23 protein-coding genes (1 of these 23 cut by a window edge) are annotated in these 25,255 nt (G+C 63.6%); 6 read left to right on the top strand and 17 right to left on the bottom strand.

The annotated features are described in order from the left end of the window. A protein-coding gene (locus M729_RS0127975; protein ID WP_027163525.1) for a M23 family metallopeptidase crosses the window boundary here: on the top strand, positions 1-1,236 show its 3' portion. It extends 732 nt beyond the left edge of the window; 1,236 of the gene's 1,968 nt are visible here — the last part of the coding sequence; its start codon lies beyond the left edge, outside the window; its stop codon occupies positions 1,234-1,236. Positions 1,237-1,242: 6 nt separating this feature from the next. Here the strand turns inward: M729_RS0127975 and M729_RS0127970 are convergent, their stop codons facing one another. Beyond that, positions 1,243-2,802, bottom strand: coding sequence for an MFS transporter (locus M729_RS0127970; RefSeq protein WP_027163524.1), 1,560 nt, complete (start codon positions 2,800-2,802; stop codon positions 1,243-1,245). Positions 2,803-2,953: 151 nt separating this feature from the next. Between M729_RS0127970 and M729_RS0127965 the strand changes: the two genes are divergently transcribed. Further along, positions 2,954-3,586 (top strand): TMEM175 family protein, encoded by a 633-nt coding sequence (locus tag M729_RS0127965; protein ID WP_027163523.1) that lies wholly within the window; start codon positions 2,954-2,956, stop codon positions 3,584-3,586. Here the strand turns inward: M729_RS0127965 and M729_RS0127960 are convergent. The 8 genes from M729_RS0127960 to M729_RS0127925 form a co-directional block, all read right to left on the bottom strand. Next, positions 3,560-5,065, bottom strand: coding sequence for a L,D-transpeptidase family protein (locus M729_RS0127960; RefSeq protein WP_027163522.1), 1,506 nt, complete (start codon positions 5,063-5,065; stop codon positions 3,560-3,562). The two genes, M729_RS0127965 and M729_RS0127960, sit on opposite strands and share 27 nt — an antisense overlap. 150 nt (positions 5,066-5,215) lie before the next feature. Further along, positions 5,216-5,581: an MmcQ/YjbR family DNA-binding protein gene (locus M729_RS0127955; RefSeq protein ID WP_013529465.1), complete on the bottom strand. Its 366-nt coding sequence runs from the start codon at positions 5,579-5,581 to the stop codon at positions 5,216-5,218. 59 nt (positions 5,582-5,640) lie between these two features. Further along, positions 5,641-8,247 (bottom strand): ATP-dependent chaperone ClpB, encoded by a 2,607-nt coding sequence (clpB, locus tag M729_RS0127950; RefSeq protein WP_013529464.1) that lies wholly within the window; start codon positions 8,245-8,247, stop codon positions 5,641-5,643. A gap of 219 nt (positions 8,248-8,466) precedes the next feature. Next, positions 8,467-9,411, bottom strand: a complete 945-nt coding sequence (locus M729_RS0127945) for a DUF4167 domain-containing protein (RefSeq protein WP_027163521.1) — start codon at positions 9,409-9,411, stop codon at positions 8,467-8,469. 303 nt (positions 9,412-9,714) lie between these two features. Next, the gene (gene prmC, locus M729_RS0127940) at positions 9,715-10,587 is read right to left on the bottom strand and encodes a peptide chain release factor N(5)-glutamine methyltransferase (RefSeq protein WP_027163520.1); all 873 of its coding nucleotides are present in this window, start codon (positions 10,585-10,587) and stop codon (positions 9,715-9,717) included. Next, positions 10,580-11,659: a peptide chain release factor 1 gene (gene prfA / locus M729_RS0127935; RefSeq protein ID WP_013529461.1), complete on the bottom strand. Its 1,080-nt coding sequence runs from the start codon at positions 11,657-11,659 to the stop codon at positions 10,580-10,582. Before prfA ends, prmC begins: the two co-directional genes overlap by 8 nt. A gap of 10 nt (positions 11,660-11,669) precedes the next feature. After that, the gene (gene ptsP / locus M729_RS0127930; RefSeq protein ID WP_013529460.1) at positions 11,670-13,940 is read right to left on the bottom strand and encodes a phosphoenolpyruvate--protein phosphotransferase; all 2,271 of its coding nucleotides are present in this window, start codon (positions 13,938-13,940) and stop codon (positions 11,670-11,672) included. An 83-nt stretch (positions 13,941-14,023) separates the two neighbouring features. Continuing rightward, entirely contained in the window at positions 14,024-15,277 is a 1,254-nt protein-coding gene (locus M729_RS0127925) for an aspartate kinase (protein ID WP_013529459.1), read from the bottom strand. A gap of 258 nt (positions 15,278-15,535) precedes the next feature. Here M729_RS0127925 and M729_RS0127920 point away from each other — a divergent pair, with 258 nt between their 5' ends. Then, entirely contained in the window at positions 15,536-17,392 is a 1,857-nt protein-coding gene (locus tag M729_RS0127920; RefSeq protein ID WP_027163519.1) for a CHASE3 domain-containing protein, read from the top strand. 11 nt (positions 17,393-17,403) lie between these two features. On the opposite strand, the gene M729_RS0127915 is transcribed toward M729_RS0127920, so the two are convergent. Next, complete coding sequence (locus M729_RS0127915; protein WP_027163518.1) at positions 17,404-17,973, bottom strand: putative glycolipid-binding domain-containing protein; 570 nt, start codon at positions 17,971-17,973, stop codon at positions 17,404-17,406. A 285-nt stretch (positions 17,974-18,258) separates the two neighbouring features. On the opposite strand from M729_RS0127915, the gene ubiG reads away from it, so the two are divergent. Further along, positions 18,259-19,008 carry a bifunctional 2-polyprenyl-6-hydroxyphenol methylase/3-demethylubiquinol 3-O-methyltransferase UbiG gene (gene ubiG / locus M729_RS0127910; protein ID WP_027163517.1) on the top strand — a complete coding sequence of 250 codons (750 nt, stop codon included), beginning with the start codon at positions 18,259-18,261 and terminating at the stop codon, positions 19,006-19,008. Between the two features lie 2 nt (positions 19,009-19,010). Here ubiG and M729_RS0127905 read toward each other — a convergent pair whose 3' ends face one another. Then, the gene (locus M729_RS0127905; RefSeq protein ID WP_013529455.1) at positions 19,011-19,529 is read right to left on the bottom strand and encodes a flavin reductase family protein; all 519 of its coding nucleotides are present in this window, start codon (positions 19,527-19,529) and stop codon (positions 19,011-19,013) included. Positions 19,530-19,671: 142 nt separating this feature from the next. Then, the gene (locus M729_RS0127900) at positions 19,672-20,562 is read right to left on the bottom strand and encodes a DMT family transporter (RefSeq protein WP_013529454.1); all 891 of its coding nucleotides are present in this window, start codon (positions 20,560-20,562) and stop codon (positions 19,672-19,674) included. A 96-nt stretch (positions 20,563-20,658) separates the two neighbouring features. Between M729_RS0127900 and M729_RS0127895 the strand changes: the two genes are divergently transcribed. Next, on the top strand, positions 20,659-21,144 hold the full coding sequence (locus M729_RS0127895) for a MarR family transcriptional regulator (RefSeq protein WP_027163516.1): 486 nt from the start codon (positions 20,659-20,661) through the stop codon (positions 21,142-21,144). Between the two features lie 96 nt (positions 21,145-21,240). On the opposite strand, the gene M729_RS0127890 is transcribed toward M729_RS0127895, so the two are convergent. Genes M729_RS0127890 through M729_RS0127870 form a run of 5 tightly spaced genes read right to left on the bottom strand, consistent with a single transcriptional unit; the run spans position 21,241 to position 24,314 of the window. Beyond that, positions 21,241-21,903, bottom strand: coding sequence for a hypothetical protein (locus M729_RS0127890; RefSeq protein ID WP_084652740.1), 663 nt, complete (start codon positions 21,901-21,903; stop codon positions 21,241-21,243). A gap of 14 nt (positions 21,904-21,917) precedes the next feature. Further along, the gene (locus M729_RS0127885) at positions 21,918-22,343 is read right to left on the bottom strand and encodes a DUF1178 family protein (RefSeq protein WP_013529451.1); all 426 of its coding nucleotides are present in this window, start codon (positions 22,341-22,343) and stop codon (positions 21,918-21,920) included. Next, the gene (locus M729_RS0127880; protein ID WP_027163514.1) at positions 22,340-23,206 is read right to left on the bottom strand and encodes a carbon-nitrogen hydrolase family protein; all 867 of its coding nucleotides are present in this window, start codon (positions 23,204-23,206) and stop codon (positions 22,340-22,342) included. The genes M729_RS0127885 and M729_RS0127880 overlap by 4 nt, the downstream gene beginning before the upstream one ends. A 10-nt stretch (positions 23,207-23,216) precedes the next feature. Continuing rightward, entirely contained in the window at positions 23,217-23,486 is a 270-nt protein-coding gene (gene grxC, locus M729_RS0127875; RefSeq protein ID WP_027163513.1) for a glutaredoxin 3, read from the bottom strand. 27 nt (positions 23,487-23,513) lie between these two features. After that, on the bottom strand, positions 23,514-24,314 hold the full coding sequence (locus tag M729_RS0127870) for a ComF family protein (RefSeq protein ID WP_027163512.1): 801 nt from the start codon (positions 24,312-24,314) through the stop codon (positions 23,514-23,516). A 65-nt stretch (positions 24,315-24,379) separates the two neighbouring features. On the opposite strand from M729_RS0127870, the gene M729_RS0127865 reads away from it, so the two are divergent. Next, positions 24,380-25,255, top strand: a complete 876-nt coding sequence (locus M729_RS0127865) for a methyltransferase domain-containing protein (protein WP_024503791.1) — start codon at positions 24,380-24,382, stop codon at positions 25,253-25,255.

Raw genomic sequence — 25,255 nt, 5'->3', positions numbered from 1 at the left:
TCCTACGACGTCAAGATCGTGCCGGAAAACGTCTCGGTGGCGCCGCGAGCCACCGTTGACGACCAGGCGCCGGCTTTCGCCGAGGAAATCATCCCCTTCACCAAGGATCTCGACGTCACCGAGGCTTTTGCTGATTCGGGCTACACAGGGGAAGACGCCACCGGAATGGCCGAAGCCATCGCCAAGTTGCTCAATGCGACGGCGCTCAAGGCTGGAACCGTGCTGCGCGTCGGCCTCGAGGTTCACGGCGATGCCGCCAAGGTCGTGCGCACCAGCGTCTACGACCGGACCCAGCACATCGTCACCATCGCGCTCAACGATCGCGGCCAGTATGTGCCGGCGCAGGAACCGGATCCGAACCCCGAATTGCTGACGGCCTTCGATGATTCGTCGGCGCCGGTGGTGGTGCGCGGCAACCTGCCCAACGTCTATGACGGCATCTATCGCGCCGCCTACTCCTACGGCATGTCCAAGGCGATGACGCAGCGGTTGATCAAGCTGCTGGCGTCCGATGTCGACTTCCAGTCTCGCCTCAGCCCCGCCGACCGCATCGAAGTCCTGTTCTCGCAGCCCGACGGCGACGATCAGACCTCGGACAGCTCCGAGCTTCTCTACGTCTCGGCGACGTTCGGCGGCCAGACCCGCAACTTCTACCGCTTCCAGATGCAGGACGGCGGCACCGACTATTTCGATGAGGACGGTTCGAGTGCCGAGCAGTTCCTGTTGCGCAATCCCTTGCCCGCCGGGAAATTCCGCTCCGGGTTCGGCGCCCGCAGGCATCCGATCCTCGGCTATGTCCGCATGCACACCGGCGTCGACTGGGCAGCCCCCATCGGCACGCCGATCATCGCCGCCGGCAACGGCACGGTCGAGAAGGTCGGCTGGGCCGGCGGTTACGGCAAGCAGATCATCATCCGCCACGCCAATGGCTACGAAACCTCATACAATCACCAGAGCGCCTTTGCCAAAGGCATCGAACCGGGCGTGCACGTCCGCCAGGGCCAGACCATCGGCTTCCTCGGCCAAACCGGCCTCGCCACCGGCCCGCATCTTCACTACGAGCTGATCGTCAACGGCACCAAGGTCGATCCGATGCGTGTCCGCCTGCCGGTCGGCAAGGTGCTGAAGGGCGATGACCTCGTCGCCTTCAAGCGCGAACGCGAACGCATCGACGAACTGTTGAAGCAGGAAGACAGCGATTCGCTGAAGGTTGCGAGCGCCAAGATCGACGGTTGATCGGCTTCAGCCTGGCGTATCTTCGGCCTTTCGCGGCCATGGCAATCGATCACCGGGAATGGTCGTCCATGCGATGACAGCCGCAAGCAGGCAAAGCAGCGCGGTCACCGAAGAAACCGCGGCAAACGCGGCGTCGCTGGCGGCGAGCCTTGTCGCATCGATGGCCGGGGCAAGCCCGGCTGGCGCCGGTTCACCAAATCCCGGGATGCCGGACGTTGCGCTCGCGTCCAGTGCATTCGCGTAGACCCACGCGGCAAGCGAGCCCATCGCCGCCACCGCGATCAGACCGCCGATGCGTGAGACGGCATTGTTGATGCCGGAGGCCGCCCCCGTGTCCTTGTCCTCCACCGCCGTCATGATCGCGGTCGACAAGGGCGACACGACCAGAGCCATGCCGAGCCCCATCAGCCCCATCAGCGGGAATGTTCCGGTCCAGAAATTGTGGATGCCGGCGTAGGTGAGCAAGGCCAGCCCGGCAAACGCAAAAGCCACGACCAGGCTGCCGCAGGCGATCGGAAAACGCGGTCCGATCCGGTCCGACAGCTTGCCGACAGGTCCCGACAAAAGCGCGATCGATGCCGACAAGGGCAGGAAGATGAAGCCGACCTCGGCCGTGCTCAGCCCCCAGCCGGCGATCAGCAGCATTGGCAGATAGAAAAGGTTGGCCGACAGCGCAAAATAGAGGAAGAACGTCGCCACATTGGCGCCGGCGAAAGCACCGACGCGAAACAGGCTGAGGTCGATCATCGGCTCGCCCTGCCGAAGCTCGAAGACGATGAAGACAGCCAGCAATACGACGCCCGCGGCAATGCTCGGCCCTGCCATGAGGCCCCCGCCGCTGGCGCTCATCGAGGTCAGCCCATAGGCAAGCGCACCGAAAGCCAATGTCGCGAGCGCTGCACCGCCGAGATCCAGGCTGCGTTTCTCCGTCGGCGCATCGGCCGGAACCTTGGCCAGCAGAAGCCAGATCGAAATCAAGCCCAGCGGCAGGTTGATGGCGAAGATCGCCCGCCAGATGCCGTCACCGAAGGCCGACAGCACGAAGCCGCCGAACACCGGGCCAAGTGCCGTGGTCAGCGCCGAAGCCGCCGCCCAGATGCCGATCGCGCGGCCGCGTTCTTTCTTCGGGTAGGCCTTGGCGATGATGGCGAGGCTGCCAGGCACCATGATTGCCGCACCGATGCCTTGCAACGCGCGAAATGCGATCAGCACAATTGCATTCGGCGCCAGCGCACAGGCAAGCGAAGCGAGGATGAACAGCGCGATGCCGGCCACGAAGGCGCGGCGCAGACCGAATCGGTCGCCGGCAGCGCCCCCGGCCAGGATCAGCGCCGACAGCGTCAACGCATAGGCATTGGAAATCCACTGCGCCTCGGCAAGGCTTGCGCCGAGATTGACGCGGATCGCTGGTGTAGCGATGGCCAGGATGGAGCCGTCTATGAAGCCAAGCGCCGAGGCCAGAATTGCCGCGACCAGCACAAATCGTCGCCGCGACTGCGGACAAAACGTTCCATTCGTGACCGGATTGGTCAGCGGGACGGCGGCGGCTTCACTTGGTGAATGCATGAAACCTTGCTTAAACCCCCAGCGCACCGGCAACAACCAGCCAGTGGCTTGCTGTCGCTGAAACCAGCCGTTTGGCCAGGGTCGCACCCTGTCAGGTGCAAATGGCGGCAACCATGCTAGGTTTCCGGAAGGTGCCGATGGGGAAACATCGATGAAGCGGCCACTTGAAGCATCGGCTGAGGGACGCGGCCGTATCGTCGGGATCACCGACGGCGTATTCGCCATCGCGCTCACCCTGATCGTTCTCGAAATCAGGGTGCCGGCGCACGAGGCGATCCATTCCGAACGCGACCTGCTCGCCGCGATCGCCGACCTGGCGCCGCGTTTCCTGACCTACGCCTTGAGCTTCCTGACGCTGACCATCTTCTGGTTTGGCCAGCAGGCGCAGCATGGTCGGATCGCCAAATCCGATCGACGGCTTGCCACGCTGAACCTTTGCTTTCTCGCCTTCATCGCCTTGCTGCCCTTCTCGACCGACCTTCTGGCCGACTTCCTCGAGTTCAGAACCGCGGTGCTGGTCTACTGGCTCAATCTGCTGGCGCTCGGCGTCACGCTATTCGCGAGCTGGCGTTATGCGGAGAAAAGCGGCTTCGTAGCAGAGGATGTCGATGCGGAAACCAAACGCACGGTCTATCTGCGCATCATCAAGGCACAGATCCTGTGGGCGGCCGGCGCCGCACTCTCGCTTGTCAGTCCCTTGCTCAGCGTCGGCTTCATCCTGATCGTGCAGTTGGTCTATGCCGCCGCGCTTCGCGGTTCACTGCTGCGCAAGGTTATCGGCTGAGGGCCCGCCGACAAACTCCACCGTCACGCCCGGCGAAACCAATTTGGCCAGCTCCCGCGCATCCCAGTTGGTCAGGCGTACGCAGCCATGGCTCTCGGTCTTGCCGATCTTCGACGGATCGGGCGTGCCGTGGATGCCGTAGGTCGGCTTATCCAGGGCGATCCAGACCGAACCGACGGGACCGTTCGGGCCCGGCGGAATGGTCAGGACCTTGTCGTTTTGACCCTGCTTGAAATTGATGCTGGGATTGTAGGTGTAGTTCGGATCGAGCGCCACGCGCGACACCGTGTGTATGCCGGACGGTGACGGCGTATCCGACGAGCCGATGGTTGCGGGATAGGCGGCGACCAGTTTGCCGCCGGCGTCATAGGCGAAAACCTCTTTCTTGTCCTTGTCGGCGACGATACGCGCCACCGGCGTCGAAACCAGCCTGCCGAAATTGGCGACCTTGATGATCGTGCCGGGACGATTGAAATCGACCTCCGGGTTGAGCGCCTTGAGATAATTCTCGTCCATGTGAAAGCGCTCCGCGAGCGCCTCGGTCACCGACGTATAGCCCATGCGGTCGAGTTGCGCCTTCTGGCTGTAGTCTTCCGGGATCGACGCGACATAAGGACCGGCCGCGTCCTCCGCTGTGATCGTGTAATTGGCGAAAGCATCGCCGCCGGATTGCGCAAGTGCCGCCTGGATGGCGACCGCGTCGGTCGATCGCAGATTGGCGCCGGTAATCTGGTTGTAGGCGGCGAGCGCCTTGTCGACATTCGAACCGAAACGCCCGTCGATGACGCCAGGCGAAGCGCCACCCCGGTCGAGCAGCACCTGAAGGGCGGCGACATCCTGGCGCGCTCCCAGCGAAAGTGCCGGGGCAACGGTGGTCTTGTCGCCGGCCTTTGGCGGCAGAGCCGCCTGATCGGCGGGTGTCGTCGGCTGGGCAGGGTCTATCGCGGCCTCGTTCAGCGGCTGGCGCTTGATTGTACCCGGCTTAGCCGGCTGCGGCGCGTCGGGATAATTGTCGTCGTAATTGCCATCGTCCTGCGGCGCTGGCGGGTAGGCTTCGACGGAATTGTCCCCATAGGGATCGTACTCATCCGCCGGCGGCGGGATAACGCGGCCTTCCTCTTCCAACTGCTTGCGCCGGAACCGCGCCATGTCTTCCGGATCGTCGAGATAGTAGCGGTCGTCGCCTTCGGGGGCGCGGCCCAGTTCGCGCAGTCGTGTCTCGCGGCGCAAGGCGCGGCGATCGAGCCGGGTCTGCGGCGGCTGGATGGCGATGACCTTGCCAGTATCGGCATCGACGATCACGCGGTTGCCCCTGGCGTCGTAGTAGATGTCGAGATTGCCGTCCTGGGCGACAAGGATGCCCCCGGTATCGGCAGCGCGGACAACCCTTGGCGCATTGTCCGTCGTCGGCGCGGCGAACGCCCCGGAAGACACAAGCCCGGCGGCTAGCGCCGAGAGGGCAAAGATCGTGCGGAACATGGTGGCCAAATTCTCCGGTCCGTAAATTTGCCGCCGCCGGCATTGTCTTCTGGCGAACCCCTTCGCCAGCAAACCAGTTACACCATCCTATGGTTCCAACATGAACCGGGCATGAAGATGGCGGTTTTCCGGCGCCTCAAGGAATATAGGCTAGCTTTCGGCAAGTCCCAATTCCTTGCGCGCCTGCCTGGTAAGCTTCAGGGCGACAAGGCGATGGCTCTCGCGCAGATAGTCCTTCAGCGCGGCATCATCCATGCTCTGGCTTGTCCGACGCTGGATCCATGTCATGCCGCGCGAGGCAAGATAGGGTGCGGGCCGTAGCCCCGGCTGTTCCTTGAGCACATCATAGGCGATATCGGAACATTTGAAGGTGACGAAGAGCTGCTGGCCATCGTCCCAGCCGCCGATCGCGAAGACCTTGGCCCCCACCTTCCAAACATGGGCGCCACCCCACTGGACGACATGGGTCGTCGAAGGCAGCGAGTCGCAGAAGCTGTTATAGTCGTCCAGTGTCATCCCCGCCCCACGTTTTATATGAAAACGCCGCGCGTCCAGGAAGGACGCGCGGCGCAGGATCAGGCTGCCGCTTCCGCCGCGACGATCGTCGGTTTGGAGCGGAAATTCAGCCGGTCGGAACCGGCTGTCACCTTGACGGTCGAGCCGTCGAGGATGTCGCCGAGCAGGATCTTCTCCGCCAGTGGGTCCTGCAATTCCTTCTGCATCACCCGCTTCAGCGGTCGCGCGCCATAGGCCGGGTCGTAGCCCTTGGCCGCCAGCCAATCCACCGCCTCCTGGTCCAGCGATAGCGTGATCTTGCGGTCGACAAGCAGGCTCTCGAGCCGCTTCAGCTGGATCTCGACGATGCGGCCCATATCCTGCCGGCGCAGCCGGTGGAACAGGATCACCTCATCGACGCGGTTGAGGAACTCCGGCCGGAACGATGCCCTGACGACGTTCATCACCTCGTCGCGCACCAGATCGACATCCTGGTCCTCGGTGAGGTTGACGAGATATTCGGCGCCGAGGTTCGACGTCATGATGATCAGCGTGTTGCGGAAGTCGACCGTGCGGCCCTGGCCGTCGGTCAGGCGGCCGTCGTCGAGCACCTGCAACAGCACGTTGAACACATCCGGATGCGCCTTCTCGATCTCGTCGAACAGCACGACCTGATAGGGCCGGCGCCGCACCGCTTCGGTCAGCGCGCCGCCTTCCTCATAGCCGACATAGCCGGGAGGCGCGCCGATCAGCCGGGCGACCGAGTGCTTTTCCATGAACTCCGACATATCGATGCGCACCATGGCGCTCTCGTCGTCGAACAGGAAGCTCGCCAGCGCCTTGGTCAACTCGGTCTTGCCGACACCCGTCGGTCCGAGGAACATGAACGAGCCGATCGGCCGGTTCGGATCCTGCAGGCCCGCGCGGGCGCGGCGCACCGCTTTCGACACAGCTTGCACCGCCTCGCCCTGGCCAACGACGCGCTTGCCGATCTCGTCTTCCATGCGCAGCAGCTTGTCGCGCTCGCCCTGCAGCATCTTGTCGACCGGAATGCCGGTCCAGCGCGAGACGATATGGGCGACGTGGTCGGGGGTAACCACCTCTTCGACCATGCCGGCTTTGCCGTCCTGGGCCTCGGCCTCCTTCAGCTTCTTTTCCAGTTCCGGAATCTTGCCATAGGCAAGCTCGCCGGCGCGCTGGAATTCACCCTTGCGCTGGGCAATGGCAAGGTCGTTGCGCGCCTCGTCGAGCTGCTTCTTCAGGTCGGCGGCGAGCCCGAGCTTCTGCTTCTCGGCCTGCCACTTGGCGGTGATCTCGGTCGATTCCTCCTCAAGGCCGACGAGTTCCTTTTCCAGGCGGGCGAGCCGGTCCTTCGAAGCATCGTCCGTCTCGACCTTCAGCGCCTCGCGCTCGATCTTGAGCTGCATGATGCGGCGATCGATCTCGTCCAGCGCCTCGGGCTTGGAATCGACCTGCATGCGCAGCCGCGATGCGGCTTCGTCGACCAGGTCGATCGCCTTGTCCGGCAGGAAGCGATCGGCGATGTAGCGGTTGGACAGCGTCGCCGCCGCCACCAGCGCTGAATCCGAAATGCGCACCTTGTGGTGCTGCTCGTATTTCTCCTTCAGGCCGCGCAGGATCGAAACGGTGTCTTCCACCGTCGGCTCGTCGACGAAAACCGGCTGGAAGCGCCGGGCAAGGGCTGCATCCTTCTCGACATGCTTGCGATACTCGTCGAGCGTGGTGGCGCCGACGCAGTGCAGTTCGCCGCGCGCCAGCGCCGGCTTCAACAGGTTGGACGCATCCATGGCGCCATCCGCCTTGCCGGCGCCGACCAGCGTGTGCATCTCGTCGATGAACAGGATGATGTTGCCGCTGGCCGAGGTGACTTCGGAGAGCACGGCCTTCAGCCGCTCCTCGAACTCGCCGCGATATTTGGCGCCGGCAATCAGCGCGCCCATGTCGAGCGCCATCAGCTGCTTGTCCTTCAGCGATTCCGGTACGTCGCCATTGACGATGCGCAGTGCCAGGCCTTCGGCGATCGCCGTCTTGCCGACGCCGGGTTCGCCGATCAGCACCGGATTGTTCTTGGTGCGGCGCGACAGCACCTGGATGGTGCGGCGGATCTCGTCGTCACGGCCGATCACGGGGTCCAGCTTGCCGGCACGGGCATCCGCAGTCAGGTCGCGCGCGTACTTCTTCAGCGCGTCGTAGCCCTGTTCGGCACTCGCCGAATCGGCGGTGCGGCCCTTGCGGACATCGTTGATGACCTGGTTGAGCGCCTGCGCGGTGACGCCGGCCTTGGCCAATATGTCGGCGGTCTTGGCCGACTTTTCCATGGCGAGCGCCTGCAAGAGCCGCTCGACCGTGACAAAACTGTCGCCGGCTTTCTTGGCCAGTTCCTCGGCGGTCGAAAACACTTTCGCCAGCGGCTGGGCCAGATAGAGCTGGCCATTGCCGCCCTCGACCTTGGGCATCGCTTCGAGCGCCGTCTCGACGCCAAGCTTGACGTCGCGGACGTTGCCGCCGGCGCGTTCGATCAGCGACGCGGCCAAGCCCTCGTCGTCGTCGACGAGCACTTTCAGGATATGTTCAGGGGTGAATTGCTGGTGGTTGCGGGAAAGCGCCATGGTCTGCGCGGACTGGATAAAGCCGCGCACGCGCTCTGAGTATTTCTCAAGGTTCATATCTGTCTCCTTCCATCACCGGCCCGCTTTGCGGCACCGGATCCGATTGCGGTGACGGACCCGCTCATTCGAGCCGGGTCCAGTTGAGGCTGATATGGTGCACAGGCCCTGAACCCTCAAGACGTCCCGATATCGGCAACCACATAATATTGCACGGCCGCCCAAACGAAAACGGCGGAGATTTCTCTCCGCCGCTCAATGCCTTGAAATGCCGTTGGGTCAGTTGTCGATATCGACATTGACCGGTTGGGCGTTGCCGCTGTCGGCCGGGGCCGCAGCCACCTCGCCGGCGTCGGTCCCGGAATTGGCATTGTCACTACCGCCATCAACCTGATCGGCGTTGACGCGCGGGCGGCGCGGACGACGCGGACGACGGGCAGCACCGCTTTCGGCGGCCGCCTCGTTGAGTTCGGCCTGGGCGGCAAGACCTGCCGGGGAAAGGTTCTCGAACGACGGAGCCGGTTCGGCCGGCGTCACAGATTCGGCCGGCGAAACGGCTTCGCCCTGGATCGGGGTCTCGTTGCCCTGGGGCTGACCACCTTGCTCGGCGGACGATGAAAAGTCGCGCTGGCCGTTCTGGCCATAGCCGCCATTGGGGCGGCGATCACGATGGCGCCCGCCATTGTTGTCGCGGCCGCCATTGTTGCGCCCGCCATTGTTATCGCGGGCCTCGCGGCCACCTTCCCGGTTCAGCGCGACCTCGGCCGGCGTACCTTCGATAACCGGCTGCGGGCCGGCGCCATGGTTGACCACCGGGATCTGGACGTCGGAAGCAGCGTTGCTGTTGTTGCCGCTATTGTCGAAATCGTCGCGGTCCTCATCGCCGTCATCGTCGAAATCATCGCGATTCTGCTGCGTGTTCTGGATTGGCATCTGCGCCTGTGCGGCCGCGATGATGCGATTGTAATGCTCGGCGTGCTGGAGATAGTTCTCCGCCATGACCCGGTCGCCGGAGCTGTGTGAATCACGGGCAAGGGTGGCGTATTTTTCGGCGATCTGCTGAGCCGAACCGCGGATCTTCACGTCCGGGCCATTGCTCTCGTAGTTGCGCGTCAGGGGATTAGGCCCCTTGCGGTTGTTGTTGTTATTGTTGTTATTGTTACCACCGCCGCCGCCATTGTTGTTGCGACCGCGCATGCGCCTGTTCTGCTGTTGTGGCCTCATCAAACTCTCTTCATTTTGAAATTTTCGAAAAACTCTTCACGAACGGAGGCGCTCATGCAGCCAGCCGTTTCGTCTCTTCACCGGCGTTCGCCCGCATCGATTGCGTTGGCGCCACGTGTCATCCTGTTCCGGTTACATCACTTGCCGGACGATTCCCGCACGAAGCTTGGGCATCGTTTGCGCAAGAAGGCAGCTATTTCCAAGGAAAACCGAATCGCTAAGAGCACTGCCTGCTTCGTCTCATCCGGTTAAGGCGACCCTAGCCGCATTCCCCGGCATTGCCAAGCGCTTTTTTGCACTGCGTCAAGGCTTTATCCTTTCAAAGACAATAACCCTGTCGTTTCCACCGAGGTCACGGAAAACACTGCCCGGCACGTAGCCGGCTGCAGTGAATATCTCGCAGACCTCGTTGCGTTGCGTATGGCCGATCTCGACCGCAATTCTGCCTTCAATTTCCAAAAACCTTGCCGCTTCCGCAGCGATGGTTCTGTAGGGGTTCAGACCGTCCGCGCCGCCATCCAGGGCTAGGCGCGGGTCGAAATTGCGGACTTCGTCCTGCAGATTTCCAATGTCTTCGGAAGATATATAGGGAGGGTTTGCGACAATTACATGGTACCGGCCGGAAACTTTTTCGAACCAGTCCGACTGCAGCGCCGTGAACCGGCCCGCAAGGCCAAGTTGCCCGGCATTGCGGGCCGCCGTCGCCAGCGCACCCGCGGACAGATCGACGCCGGTGGCATTAGCCGTCGGCACGACGCTGAGCAGCGCCAGCGCAATGGCGCCGGTGCCGGTGCCAAGATCGAGGATGCGACACTCGCCTTCCTGCGTCGCAACCGCCTTGACGAAGGGCAATATCGCCTCGACCAGCGTTTCGGTATCCGGCCGCGGTTCCAGCGTTTCCGGCGACAGCGACAGGCGCAAACCGTAGAATTCACGATAGCCGAGGATGCGATGCACAGGTTCGCCGCCGGCGCGGCGTCTCAACGCGGCATCGATTTCGGCAACAGCGCCGGCGCCGACCCTGCGTTCGGGGTCCGCAATGGCTTGCGTGCGCGTCGTGCCCGAAAAATGCTCGACGATCAGCCTCGCATCGAGCGCCGGGTCGTCGACGGTGCTGCCGAGCCGAGCCCGCGCTTCCCGCAGCAGCGGCCCGAGCGCGTTGGGCAGGTCAGTCATCGATGCCGATGTCGGCGAGCAGCTTGGACTGATGATCGGCGATCAGCGCGTTGATGATCTCGTCGAGTTCGCCCATCATCACCCGGTCGAGCTTGTAGAGCGTCAAATTGATGCGATGGTCGGTGACGCGCCCTTGCGGGAAATTATAGGTGCGGATGCGTTCCGAGCGGTCACCGGAGCCGACCTGTGACTTGCGCGATTCGGAGCGCTCCTCGTCAGCCTTGCCGCGTTCGAGATCATAGAGGCGGGCGCGCAGGATCTGCATCGCCTTGGCGCGGTTCTGGTGCTGCGATTTCTCAGCCTGCACGACCATGATGCCGGTCGGCAGATGGGTGATGCGGACCGCCGAATCGGTGGTGTTGACGTGCTGGCCGCCCGAACCCGAGGCGCGCATCGTGTCGATGCGGATATCTTCGGCCCTGATGTCGATGTCGACCTCTTCGGCTTCGGGCAGCACCGCGACGGTTGCCGCCGACGTGTGGATGCGCCCGCTGGCCTCGGTCGCCGGCACGCGCTGTACGCGGTGCACGCCGGATTCGAATTTCAGATGCGCAAAGACGCCCTTGCCCGACACCGTGGCGATGATTTCCTTGTAGCCGCCGGCGTCGCCATCGCTGGCCGAGGCGGTCTCGAAACGCCAGCCGCGTTCGGCGGCGTAGCGTTCGTACATGCGAAACAGGTCGCCGGCGAAAAGCGCGGCCTCATCGCCGCCGGTGCCGGCGCGGATTTCGAGAATGGCGTTCTTGTCGTCGGCGGCATCCCTGGGCAACAGCAGGATCTGAATGTCCTTCTGCAGCGCCTCGATGCGGTCCTCGACCCCTGGCAGCTCGGCCTCGGCCAGCGCCCGCATCTCGGCGTCGGTGCCCCTGTCGGCAAGCATGGCTTCGAGGTCGGCCTGTTCATGCTCGGCCGCGCGCAGCGCCCTGACCTTGGCCACCATGTCCTGGATTTCGGCATATTCGGACGCCATCCGCACATAGGCGTCCGGCGCCGGGCCGGCCGACATCTGCGCTTCGAGCATCTCGAAACGCTTGACGACTTGATCCATACGATCGCGGGGCAAATTGACCATGATGAGGCTGCTATAACGGGATCGAACGGTCGTCGGCAAAGGCCTGCAGCAGCGCCCGCATCGGCAGGCCCTGTGCCGGAGCCATCAGATTGTCGTCGAAAAACGCCTTCAATTCGTCCAGCGGCAGTTCCGTCAGCATCGCCTTGACCGGCCCGATCGAGGCCGGCGACATCGAGATCGAGCGGAAACCAAGGCCGATCAACGCCATCGCCGAGATCGGCTTGCCGGCGAGTTCGCCGCACAGCGTCACCGGCGTGTGATTGCGGACGCCGGCATCGGCGATCTGCTTGAGGACGCGCAAGAAGGGTGCCGACAGCGTGTCGAAGCGGTTGGCCAGTTGCGTGTTGCCGCGGTCGACGGCCATGACGAACTGGAACAAATCGTTCGAACCGACCGAGACGAAATCGACCGCTTTCATCAATTCATCGAGTTGGAACAGCAGCGATGGCACTTCAAGCATCGCCCCCAGCTTCAGGCTGGTCGGCAAATGATGGGCAAAGCGCGACAAATGCCGCACCTCGCGGTCGATGATCTCGCGTGCCTGGGCGATCTCGCCGAGTTCGGTCACCATCGGCAGCATCAGCTTCAATTCGCGCCCGCCGCTGGCCTTGAGCAAAGCGCGTATCTGGGTGCGTAGCAGGCCCGGCCGGTCGAGCGTCAGGCGGATCGCCCGCCAGCCAAGCGCCGGGTTCTCTTCCTGGATCGCGCCCTTGAAATAGGGCAGCACCTTGTCGCCGCCAATGTCGATGGTGCGGAAGGTGACGGGCTTGCCGCGCGCCGCTTCGAGCACGTCGCGGTAGAGCTTTTCCTGGGCCTCGGCCCGGGGAAAGGTGGAAGCGACCATGAATTGCAATTCGGTGCGGAACAGACCGATGCCGGCCGCGCCCGCTTCGGCAAGCTGCGGCAGGTCGACGGCGAGACCGGCATTCATCAGCAAATCGACCTGTACACCATCCCTGGTCGTCGACGGCTTCTTGCGCAGTTCGCGGTAGACCTCTTGCCGGCGCGCCCTGAAACGCACTTTTTCGGCATAAGCGGCCTCGAGATCTGGCTGCGGCCGCAAATGGATCACGCCCTCCTCGCCGTCGACGATGATGGCATCGCCGTTTTCCGCCATGGAAACAGCGCCCTTCATCTGGCCGGCGACGGGGATGCCCATGGCACGCGCGACGATGACGACGTGGCTGGTCGCTGCACCGTCCTCGAGCACCAGCCCGCGCATCTTGTCGCGGGGATAATCGAGCAGTTCGGCAGCCCCCATCGAACGGGCGACGATGATGGCGTCCTTAGGCAGCGATGCCGCGACATCTTCCGGCCCGCGCCCCATCAGCTGGCGCAGCAGGCGGTTGGCGAGGTCGTCGAAATCGCTCATCCGCTCGCGCAGATAGGGATCGGTCATGTGCAGCATGCGGGCGCGCATGTCGCTCTGCACCTTTTCCACCGCCGCTTCGGCCGTCAGGCCGTTGCGGATCGCCTCTTCCAGCCGTCGCACCCAGCCGCGATCGTTGGCGAACATGCGATAGGCTTCCAGCACCTGGCGATGCTCGCCCTCGAAGGCGACGTCGCGGCGTTCCAGCATGTCGTCGATGGACAGCCTGAGCGAGCTGAGTGAGGTCTCCAACCGGCGAACCTCTTCCTCGCTGTCCTCGTTGAACAGATTGGTGACGACGATGCGCGGCTCGTGCAGCACGACATGGCCAAGCCCGACGCCTTCATTGAAGGACAGGCCGGTGAAGCTGACAGGACGGCGCAGATCGAGTTCGAGGCCGGGCCGGGTCAGCCGCGCCAGATCGCCTGTGGCGATCATCTCGGCGATCACCATCGCCGTGGTTTCCAGCGCCTCGACCTCGTCGTCGCGGTAGTGGCGCATGGTCTTGTTCTGCACCACCAGCACGCCCAGCGTGCGCCCTGCCCGCAGCACCGGCACGCCCAGGAACGAGTTGTAGATCTCTTCCCCGGTCTCCGGCAGGTAGGCGAAGGCAGGGTGTTCCTGCGCATTGGACAGGTTGAGCGGCCGCGCGCTGGCGGCGATGGTGCCGACCAGGCCTTGGCCCAGCCGCAACTGCGCCAAATGGACGGCGTTCGGGTTCAGGCCTTCGGTGGCGTAGAGTTCGAGCACCGAATCGGCACGCAGCACATAGAGCGAGCAGACTTCCGCGACCATGTTGGAGGCGATGTCGCGCACAATCCGGTCAAGCCGCTCCTGCGGCTCCAGCGGCTCCTGCATGAGCTCGCGGAGCCGTTTGAGCAAAACGCGCGGGCCACTGGCCTGATCACGCATCGCGGCTTGTTCTCCAATGGGCATTCTGCCCGCCGCAGTTTCCACCGCGACCGGCGCACACGCAACAACTCAAATCGTTCTCGCTACTGCTTATCCAGACCGTAGACGGAATGCAAAGTACGAACCGCAAGTTCCGTATACGGGCCGTCGATCAGGATCGAAATCTTGATCTCCGAGGTCGTGATGGCGCGGATGTTGATCGATTTGTCGGCCAGCGCCTTGAAAGCGGTGGCGGCGACGCCGGCATGGCTCCTCATGCCGATGCCGATGACCGAAACCTTCGACATGCCGGCTTCCGACTGCACGACATCGTAGCCGATCGAGGCCTTGAGGCGTTCAAGCACGGCCAGCGCCTTGTCGACATCGCCCGACGGCACGGTAAAGGTCATGTCGGTGAACTTGCCGTCCTCGGAAATGTTCTGGACGATCATGTCGACATTGATGTTGGCCTCGGCCAGCGGCCCGAAGATGCCGGCGGCAACGCCCGGCCGGTCGCCGACCCGGCGCAGTGAAATCTGCGCTTCGTCCTTGGCGTAGGCAATTCCGGTGACGACCTGCTGTTCCACGATCTCTTCCTCGTCGCAAATGAGCGTTCCGGGCGGATTGAGCAAATCCCCCATTCCGGGCGCATCGGGATCGTCGAAGGACGACCGCACGAAGGTACGCACCCTGTGCACCATGGCAAGCTCGACCGAACGCACCTGCAGAACCTTGGCGCCGAGCGAGGCCATTTCAAGCATTTCCTCGAACGAGATCTTGGCCAGCCGCCGCGCCTTGGGCTCGATGCGTGGATCGGTGGTGTAGACCCCGTCGACATCGGTGTAGATGTCACAGCGATCGGCTTTGACCGCCGCAGCGATGGCGACAGCACTGGTGTCGGAGCCGCCGCGGCCGAGCGTGGCAATACGATTGTCCGGGCCGATGCCCTGGAACCCGGCAATCACCGCCACCTGGCCCTCGCCGAAGCGCTTGATCAGGAACGCACCGTCAATGTCGAGGATGCGCGCCGCCCCATGCGCATTATCGGTCTTGATCGGGATCTGCCAGCCCTGCCAGGAGCGGGCGTGCACGCCCATGTTCTGCAAAGTGATGGCCAGCAGGCCGGCCGTGACCTGCTCGCCGGAAGCGACGACCGCATCATATTCGCGTGCGTCATGCATCGGCGAGGCCTCGCGCGTCCAGCCGACCAGTTCGTTGGTCTTCCCGGCCATCGCCGAAACGACCACCGCCACCTCATGGCCGGCGTCGACCTCGCGTTTGACGTGACGCGCCACGTTGCGGATGCGGGCGATGTCGGCGACCGAGGTTCCGCCGAATTTCATCACGATGCGCGCCATGGGAGCGAAATGCCTTTGCCTGAAGCCGGATCCCAGCCAAAAGCCGGAATCCCGAAAAGCGGAAGGCCGGCTGACGCCGGCCGCTGAATGCGCGGCCTCCTTAGCCAAATGACGAAGGTTTCGCAAGGCTGGCGGCCAATTGCCGGCTCCAGAAGCCGGCATATTGCCTTCCGCCCCGGCGCCGCCTACGAAATGCTGCCTGCGGGGAATTCTTTTGGTTCGGCATAGCAGATGATGATTGCTCGGTTTCGACGTGCCATGCGATGGCAATCGCTCCCGCTTGTCGCAGGCTTTGCGGTGCTGGCGCTTATTGTCGGCAGCCGTGCCATGCTGGTCGAGGAACAGCGGGCCAACCGCGCCGCCGCGCGCGAGGCAATCGAATATCAGCAATTGCTTTCGGGTCTGCTTTCTCTGGCACAGGAAGCCGAGAACGGCCAGCGTGGCTACCTGCTGACCGGCGAGAAATCCTATCTCGAACCCTACCGGAGCGCTGTCGGCGCCATTCCGGGGCAACTTGCCCGTATCGACAGCTTGACCGCCCCCGACGACCAGTTCGTCCAGCCGATCAACCACATCAAGGACGCGCTTTCGCAAAAGCAGGCTGAACTGGCCGAGACGATTGCCCTGTACGACCAGGGCAATGCGACGAAAGCGCTGGATCTGATTCGCAGCGGCCAGGGCAAGGCAGTCATGGACGAAATCCGAACCAGCATGGATACGGTCCGACGCATCAGCGCCGCAGCCGTCGCCGCGCGCGACGCGCATACCGACCAGGTCGAGACCTGGCTACGCATCGGTTCGGTGGCGGCACTGCTGGCGATCTTCCTGCTTGCCGGCTACGCGATCAGGGAATCGCGCCGCCGCTTCCTTGAGGTGGTCGTCGCCCAGGAGGAGTTGGTGCGCAAGAACGTCGCGCTCGGCAGTGAGATCGAGACACGTGAAAAGGCAGAATCCCAGATCCGCCAGATGCACAAGATGGAGGCAGTCGGCCAGCTTACAGGCGGCATCGCCCACGACTTCAACAACATGCTGGCGGTGATCATCAGCGCCATGAACCTCGCCCAGCGCAAGCTGGCGCGCGGCGAGCACGACATCGCACAATTCATCGACGCGGCGATCGATGCCGCGACCCGTGCCGCCAATCTGACGGCCCGGCTGCTCGCCTTCTCGCGTCAGCAGCCGCTGGCGCCGCAGATCGTCGACGCCAACCGCCTGCTGACCGGGATGTCCGACCTGATCCGTAGGGCACTCGGCGAAACCATCCGCATCGAAACGGTGCTGGCGGGAGGCTTGTGGAAAACCCATGCCGACCCGAGCCAGATCGAGAACGCCGTTCTCAACCTGGCCGTCAACGCCCGCGACGCCATGGGCGATGACGGCAAGCTGACCATCGAGACCGCCAACAGCCATCTCGACGACAGCTACGCCGCCGCCCATGCAGAAGTCGCGGCCGGCCAGTATGTGATGATCGCCGTCAGCGATACCGGTTCGGGCATGACCCCCGATGTCATGGCCAAGGCCTTCGAACCCTTCTTCACCACCAAGCCGGTCAACAAGGGCACCGGCCTTGGATTGAGCCAGGTGTTCGGCTTCGTCAAACAGTCGGGCGGCCACGTCAACATCTATTCCGAGCCCGGCGAAGGCACGACAATCAAGATCTACTTGCCGCGGTATTTCGGCGCCGAAGAGCCGGCCGTGCCCACCGGGCGCGGCGACAACTCCGCCGCACCGGTCGCCGAAACGATCCTTGTCGTCGAGGATGATGCCCGCGTGCGGGTCTCCACCACCGAGGCCATACGCGAACTCGGATACACCGTCATTGATGCCGCGAGTGGCGAGGAAGCGTTGCAGAAACTGGCGGAAAACCCGAAGGTCGCCCTGCTGTTCACCGACATCGTCATGCCCGTCATGAACGGCCGCAAGCTGGCGGAAGAGGCCGTTGCCCGCATGCCGCTGCTGAAGGTGATCTTCACCACCGGCTTCACCAGGAACGCCGTGGTCCACAACGGCGTGCTCGACCACGACGTGCATTTCCTCGCCAAGCCCTTCACCATCGAGCAACTGGCAGCGAAACTGCGTGACGTGCTTGGCACGACGCAGGTCGCAGCGGACTGATCACAATCGCTTCAGCCTGACGCAGCCGCGCTTCTCCAAAGGCCGGGATAGTCGACAACGAAGCCGTGCGGCGAGACGTTGAGGGTCTCGTCATAGCCGAACACCGGCGCGGCATAGGCATAGCGAACCGTGTCGAGACGCCGATAGGTCTGATCGAGGCGCACCAGGCTCAGTTCAGGGAAAGTCAGGTAGGCGGCCGGGGCAGGCGACGCTTCGCCGATCCCGAGGCCATACCGGCGGATCGCCAGCAGGTTCGATGCCGGTGTGAAGCCAAGATCGACGTCGACAAGACCGTCGACACCCTGCTGGACTTCGCCGTTCAGCGTCCACTGGCCGTTGAAATCGCGTTCGATCGCATAGTGCAGCTGGCGCGTGCCGAGAAAGCCTTCGACAAGCGCCGCCCGTGTGTGCCAGCCGGCATCGCAATCCACCCCGTAGGCGAGGCAGCACGGCTTGCCGTCCTGGATGAAGATGGCTTGTCCCTTGAGGCTGTGCCCGCCATCGGTCTGCGCAAGCAGACAGGCATCATGCCCCTCCACGTCCAGCCGATGCCAGAGGATCGAAGCCGTCATTGCTGTCATCGTCACCTCCTTCGAGTTCAAAACGATGATGTGTTCCTTCGCCCGCCAGGCCAATTGTGTTCACCGCGGCGCACTCCAGCTGACATGCCCTGACAGAATCCGGCTCCCTGCCGGCAGAGGAAAATTGTTGCCTTGACATTCGCGGCTTCACGCCCGACTTCCTAGCGCATGGCCCCGAAATCGAAGTCGATTTCGGAAAGGTTCATGCGCAGAATCTAAAGTGCTACAGCGTCCTTTGCGCGTCCAAGAGGACGCGCGGCGCTGTAGTGTCGAGGAGACCAACCTATGCCAGAGCCCCGACGATCGACGATCGATGCCGGAGAAGTGGAACGCTTTTCCGCCCTTGCCGCCGAATGGTGGAACCCGAACGGCAAGTTCCGTCCCCTGCACAAATTCAATCCGGTCCGGCTGGCCTATATCCGCGACCAGATAGCGACGCGCTTCGGCCGTGACCCACGCGCTGCAAGGCCTTTCGAGGGACTGCGCATCCTCGACATCGGTTGCGGCGGCGGACTTTTGTGCGAGCCGATGGCGCGGCTTGGCGCCGAGGTTGTGGGCGCGGATGCCTCCGAAACCAACATCGAAGTGGCCAAGCTGCACGCCGCCGAAGGCAATGTCAGCGTCGACTATCGCGCCACGACGGCCGAGGACCTTGCCGACGCCGGCGAGAAATTCGACGTCATCCTCAACATGGAAGTGGTCGAGCATGTCGCCGACATCGACCTGTTCGTCGCCAAATGCGGCGAGATGGTGCGGCCCGGCGGCATCATGTTCGTGGCCACCATCAACCGCACGCTGAAGGCGCTGGGCTTAGCCATCATCGGCGCCGAATATGTGCTGCGCTGGCTGCCGCGCGGCACCCACCAGTTCGGCAAGCTGGTGCGCCCGGAAGAGCTCGAAAAGGCGCTTGGCGGCGCCGGCCTGACCATCATCGACAGCACCGGCGTCACCTACAATCCGCTGGCCGACCGCTGGGCGCGGTCGAAGGACATGGACGTCAACTACATGGTCCTGGCGGAAAAAGGCTCGGTCTGACCTTATTCAGAATTCAGCGGCCGGTAGCCGCCGCGCCAGTAGATCAGCGCCTGGCCGGCATCGGACGTGCGCACGGCCTCGACCGAACCGATGACGATGGAATGCGTGCCGCGATCGATCATCTCGTCGAGGCTGCAGTCGAATGCGGCCACCGCATCCGAAAGCAGCAAGGCTCCGGTCTTGAGCGTCACCCATTCGGCGCCCTCATAGCGGTCCTTGCCCTTGATGCCGCCGAAGCCGGAGAACCGCTCGGCCACGCGCTGATGCTGGGGGCCAAGCGAGTTGACGCCGAAATGCCGGTAGCGTTCGATCACCGGCCAGGTCGACGATGACCGGTTGACACAGGCGATCACCTTGGGCGGCTCGGCCGACAGCGAGACGACCGAAATGACCACCAGACCGGAGCGGTCCTCGCCGGTGCCGGCGGTGATGACGCTGACATTGCCGACGATCAGCCGCATCGCGGCGCGAAAATCAGCTACATCGACGGCAGTCCCCTCGGATGTCTTCGGTTCGGTCATGGCTTGCTCCAGAGCACGATTCCAAAAAGGGAAAGGTCCTCGGAAAAGACCACGCTCAAACAAGAAGATAAAGCAGATCTGGATACAAATTCAGGTGAGATCGGCTCCAGGCGCGAAGGCAGTTCGGATCCCCTGCGACCGCTCACGCCTTCTGGCTTTGTGCCCTGGTGGTGATGAACACGCCGGCGGTGATGATGAGCGCGCCTGCCCAGGTCAGCAGTTGATAGTGCTCGCCGAGGAAGAGGGTTCCGGCAAACAGGCCGACGGCCGCCGCCACATAACCGATCTGGCTGAGATAGACCGGACCGCCGACCGCCTGCAGCCGGAAGAAGAACGCGAACATCGCCGATGCCGACGCAACCTGCGCGACGACGACCAGCGGCACGCCGCCGAGTGGGACGAAAGCTTCGCCGCCGAACAGGAGGAGAATGCCGGCAAGCAGCATCGCCGCCGACGCCAGATGGCTGCCGACGGCAAGCTCGATCGGGCCGGTACCGTCCGGCCAGTCGACCGTGCGATAGATGTTGCCGGCGGCAAGGCTGACCGGGATGAGCAACCCCATCGCCACCCAGAACAAATCGGCCGGCTGGCCGGCCTCGCCGCGCGTCACCGCGACCATGACGGCGCCGACGAAGCCGACGGCGATGCCGGCAATGCCCAGCATGTTGGGGCGCCGGACACGCAGCAGGATCGAGAACACCAGCGTGATGACCGGCGACAGCGTGAACATGATGCCGGTGTAGCCGGCGCCCAGATGCGGGATGGCCGAGAACATCAGGAGATTGGGGACAGCATAGGACACCGCGGCGGTGACGAAGAAATAGCGCAATTTGTGCGCGGTGAGCCGGACCCGCTTGCCGCGAGCCAAGAGCATGCACAGCAAGACCCCGCCGGCGCCGAGCGAGATGACGAAGGCCCAGACCATGGCCGGCACGCCGGCAGCCGTGGCGAGCTTGCCGAACGGTAGCGTCAGGCCGAGCAGGCCGCCGGTGACGACCAGCAGGCCGAGCGCCGAATCCCAGAGAAGTTTCATTGACCGAATCCTGTAGCGCGGCCCTTGGCCGGCATTGCATGTTACGATAAGATAATGGAAAGATTCTTAACGTCAAGATATATGATGGTGAGACAATTGGACAGGGCAGCACGAGCGATCGAGCAATGGAAGCGGGAGCGGCCCGATCTGGATGTCTCGCCGATGGGTGTGCTCGGACGGCTGAACGAGGCCTCCTCGCTGATCGCCCGCGAGCGCCTGGCGCCGTTGTTTGCCCGTTATAGATTGCAGTCCGGGGAATTCGACGTGCTGGCAACGCTGCGCCGTTCAGGCTCTCCCTACGCGCTGACGCCAACCGCCCTCTATGAAGCGACGATGGTGACATCAGGCGCCATGACCAACAGGCTCGACCGGCTCGAGACGTCCGGATTGATCCTTCGCGGGCCGCATCCCAACGATAGGCGCGGCATTGTCGTGAGGCTGACCGACAAGGGCCTGGCCTTGATCGATGAGGCCGTTACCGCCCACGTGGCCAACGAACACGAGGTTCTCTCGGGCTTGACGCCGGCCGAACAGGAGACGCTCTCTCGGCTGCTTGAGAAATTGATCGGGAGTGTGGGCTAGAGCAATTCTAGGAAAAGTTTTCCGTCTAGTATTGCGTCAAAACAAAGAGTTAGAGCAGCTCGCCGTTTCCGTGAAACGGTGAAATGCTCTAGCCGGTCAGTTCATAGGCTGCCGCGAGAACCGGCGCCGGTGTTTCCAGCGCTGGTATGATACGGTGAGGTGGACAAGCCGGGTCGGCATGTTGAGGTAGAGCAGAGCATCTCGCAAACCACTGAGATTTCGCTCACTCATCGCCTTGTCGGAAAAGTCCGGCATGGCCTCAAGTGTCGCTTCAGCTTGCTGGCCCCGGCCCTTTCCTGTCGGCAATCTGGCCGCAAAGGCTATTTCTCGACGCAGACAGACCTGCTCGACGCGATCCCGCAACGCCTCTTCGTAGCCGATACCGCATCGCATAAGCCGCGCGTGGGTGGCCTCATGGACGATAATCGAAGCGACCAATTCCGGCGTCGTCTCTTCGCTGATGATATGGCGCTCGTCCAATTCGCATGCCTTAGAAGAGTTTGCCCATTGCGCGACGGAAGCAGGAAGGGTTGTGACAAATACCTGTCTTACGTCACCAAGCAGCCGTCTGTAGCGCACTGGATCAAAATCACGAATAAGCTGAAGCGCCTCGACGATCTTGTCGGTGCCCTTGTCGCTGATGATGAGCAACCCGTCGATCGTTCGGGTACCGCTAAGCTTGACGGCGCCCCAGCGGGCCAATCGGCCAACGACGGCTCTTATGCTGCGTCGCGGCTCAATCGCTTCTGGGTCGCGCAAAGCTCCCTCGGAACTCAGTTGCGGTCGTCCGGAAACACCGGGATCGGCATGAACTCGACGCCGTCCTCGACCAGGCTCTTGGCTTCGTCCAGCGTCGCCTCGCCATAGATGCCACGCGGGTCGCTCTCGCCGAAATGGATCTTTCGCGCTTCCTCGGCGAACTTGTCGCCGACATAATCGGCATTCTCGCGCACCTTCTCGGCCATCGCCTTCAGCTGCGCCAAAGCCTGCTTCTGCGCCTCGCCCATGGCCAGCGCTATGGTTTCCTGCTTGCGCGCCGTGGAGACGGCCGGCGCCATCAGTGCTTTCTGCACCTTGTGCGAACCGCAGCTCGGGCAATCGACGAAGCCGCGCTTCTTCTGGGTGTCGAAATCGTCGTTGCTGCGGAACCAGCCTTCGAATTCGTGCTCGTGCTCGCAGATCAGGGCAAAGCGGATCAAGAGGCTGCACCCCTGAGCCGCGGCGCCTCGCCCGAGCCGGCATTGACGGCGAAATCCCGCGCATTCCTGAGATTGGGGATCTTCTTGCGCGCGGCAAGCGACTGCGCCGGGTCGATCTCGGCGACGATCACCGCCGGTTCGTCATGCGCGGCTTCCGCAATGATCCGGCCCCACGGATCGACGATCAGCGAATGGCCGTAAGTCTCGCGGCCGTCTTCATGCAAGCCACCCTGCGCGGCGGCGACGACATAGGCGCCGTTCTCGATGGCGCGCGCCCTGAGTAGCACGTGCCAGTGCGCCTCGCCCGTCTGGCGGGTGAAGGCAGCCGGTACGGAAAGCAGGTCTGCGCCGGCCAACGCCTCGGCGCGGAAGAGTTGCGGAAAGCGCAGATCGTAGCAAACGGCGAAGCCGAGCTTTGCACCCTCGATGTCGGTGACGACGGCCTCGGTTCCCGGTTCATAGGCGGCGGACTCACGCCAGCTCTCGCCATTGTCGAGATCGACGTCGAACATGTGGATCTTGTCGTAGGCGGCGAGCGCAGCACCATCCGGCCCGAACAGCAGCGCCCGGTTGGCGAGCTTGCCGTCGGCGCGCAGAATGGCGGTCGAGCCGATATGCAGGAAGATGCCGAGCTCCTTGGCCAGCCTGCGCGCGGTCGCGACGACGATGTCCTTGTCCTCCGACGTGAACGATGCGGCGCGAGCTTCCTTGTCGCGGATCAGCGCCCCGGTCATTTCCGGCGTCTGGATGTAGGTGGCACCCAGGCTGGCTGCTTCACGCACCAGCCGTTCGAGATCGACGGCGTTGCGCTCTGGGCTCTCGCCCGAACGCATCTGGATCGCAGCGGCCTTGAAAACACCCATCGTCATTCCCTTAATTCGTCGCGCCGTTGGCGAGCAATTTGTCCAGCCGGCCTTCGGCCTCCATCTCGTGCAGGTCGTCACAGCCGCCGACATGCGTATCGCCGATGAAAATCTGCGGAAAGGTCGTGCGGCCATGCGCCCGGGAGATCATCTCCTGGCGCAATTCCGGCGAGAAGGAGGCATCGTGCTCGGTAAAGGCTATGCCCTTGCGCTCGAGCAGCCGCTTGGCTGCCGTGCAATAGCCGCACATCATGCGGGTGTAGATCGTGACATCGGTCATGACGAATTTCCGCTGTTCGTTGCCGACTTATATAGTCGCGGACTCGTCCGCCCGAAAGTCCCCCGGCAACACACGCGCAAAGGTCAGCACGTCGACGGCGGCCGCACCTCCCCTTTTCAGCGCCTTGGTGGCGGAACGCACCGTGGCGCCGGTGGTGTAGACATCGTCGACCAAAAGCACCCTGCGGCCGGCGATCTGGATTTCCGCCTCGGCGGGCACCCGGAACGCGGCCCGCACATTCTCCTCGCGTTCGCCGCGCTCCAACCCGACCTGCTGGCGGGTGAGTTTCACGCGCCGCACCGCCGAGGGGGCGAAGGGCAATCCGCTAAGTGCCGACACCGCCCTTGCCAGTTCCGCCGACTGGTTGAAGCGCCGCCTGAAAAACCGCCGCCAGTGCAGCGGCACCGGCACCACCACATCCGCTTCGGCGATGAGATCGGCACCCGCACGCATCATCCAGCGCGCCATCCAAGGTGCCAGATCCGTGCGATCCTGGTATTTCAACCCTTGCACCATCTGGCGCGCAACGCCGGAATAGGCGACCGCCGCCCGCGCCCGCTCGAAAGGCGGCGGATCGGCAATCGCCTCGGCCGACAGAAAGCCTTCGCCCATATGGTGGGTGAACGGCGTACCCATGACAGGGCACCATGGCCGCTCCAGCAGCCTGAGCTTCGGCCAGCAGGCGCCGCACAGCACGCCCGGTTGCGAGACATGCCGGCGGCAACCGGCGCAGACCGGCGGAAACAGCATCCGCGCCGGCCAGCCGACAACCGACCGGGCCAGGTTCGTGATCCCGATGGACTTGATCTTGGGCATCGGATCGGCCACGTGGTTGCTCCTGCGCGCCACTATATCAACGATCTCGGAGCGTGGACAAACAAAGGATCTGCCCGTTGCAGCCAATAATGGATACCTCTCTGTGGCTGACGCACAAGCGGCGCGCGCTTGCCCGTCCGGTCGACGGCGCGGACTTCCTCATGCGTCGCACGGCCGAGGACCTTGCCGACCGGCTGGGCGCCGTCGAGCGCCGGTTCGGCAAGGCGGCCGTGCTGTTTTGCCAGACGCCGGCGGCGGCCGAAACGCTCGCTGAAAGCGGCAAGGTCGCCGACATTGTCCGCGTCGAGACGGATACGGCTTTCCTGAGCGGTGGCGATGCCGGCCTGATCGCACCGCTTGAAACCGTGCCGTTCGAGCCGGAAAGCCTCGATCTGGCGGTGTCGCTCTTGTCGCTGCAGGCCATGAACGACATCCCAGGCATGCTGATCCAGATCCGCCGTGCGTTGCGGCCGGATGGGCTTTTCCTCGGCGCCTTTGCCGGCGCCGGTACGCTTTTCGAGTTGCGCGAAAGCCTGCTTGCGGCCGAGACCGAGCTTTACGGCGGCGCCAGCCCGCGTGTCGCCCCGTTCACCGACGTGCGCGATGCCGGTGCGCTGCTGCAGCGCGCCGGTCTCGCTCTGCCGGTCGCCGACGTCGAGACGGTGACGGTGCGCTATGCCAGCCTGTTCAACCTGATCGCGGATCTGCGGGCCATGGGCGAGACCAATGCGCTCACCGATCGCAGCCGGCGGCCGGGCTCGCGCAAGCTGTTTGCCCGTGCGGCGGAAATCTACGCCGAGCGGTTTTCCGACCCCGACGGCCGCGTCAGGGCAAGTTTCTCGATTGTCTGGATGTCCGGCTGGGCGCCCGACGCTTCACAGCAAAAGCCGCTGAAGCCAGGGTCGGCCAAGGTCTCGCTGAAAACAATCCTGGAGGCGCCCGACGGGCAATGA

It is taken from the genome of Mesorhizobium sp. WSM1293 (genome assembly GCF_000513875.1).
GTDB classification, from domain to species: Bacteria; Pseudomonadota; Alphaproteobacteria; order Rhizobiales; family Rhizobiaceae; genus Mesorhizobium; species Mesorhizobium ciceri.
This window is presented reverse-complemented; position numbering and strand designations above follow the sequence as displayed.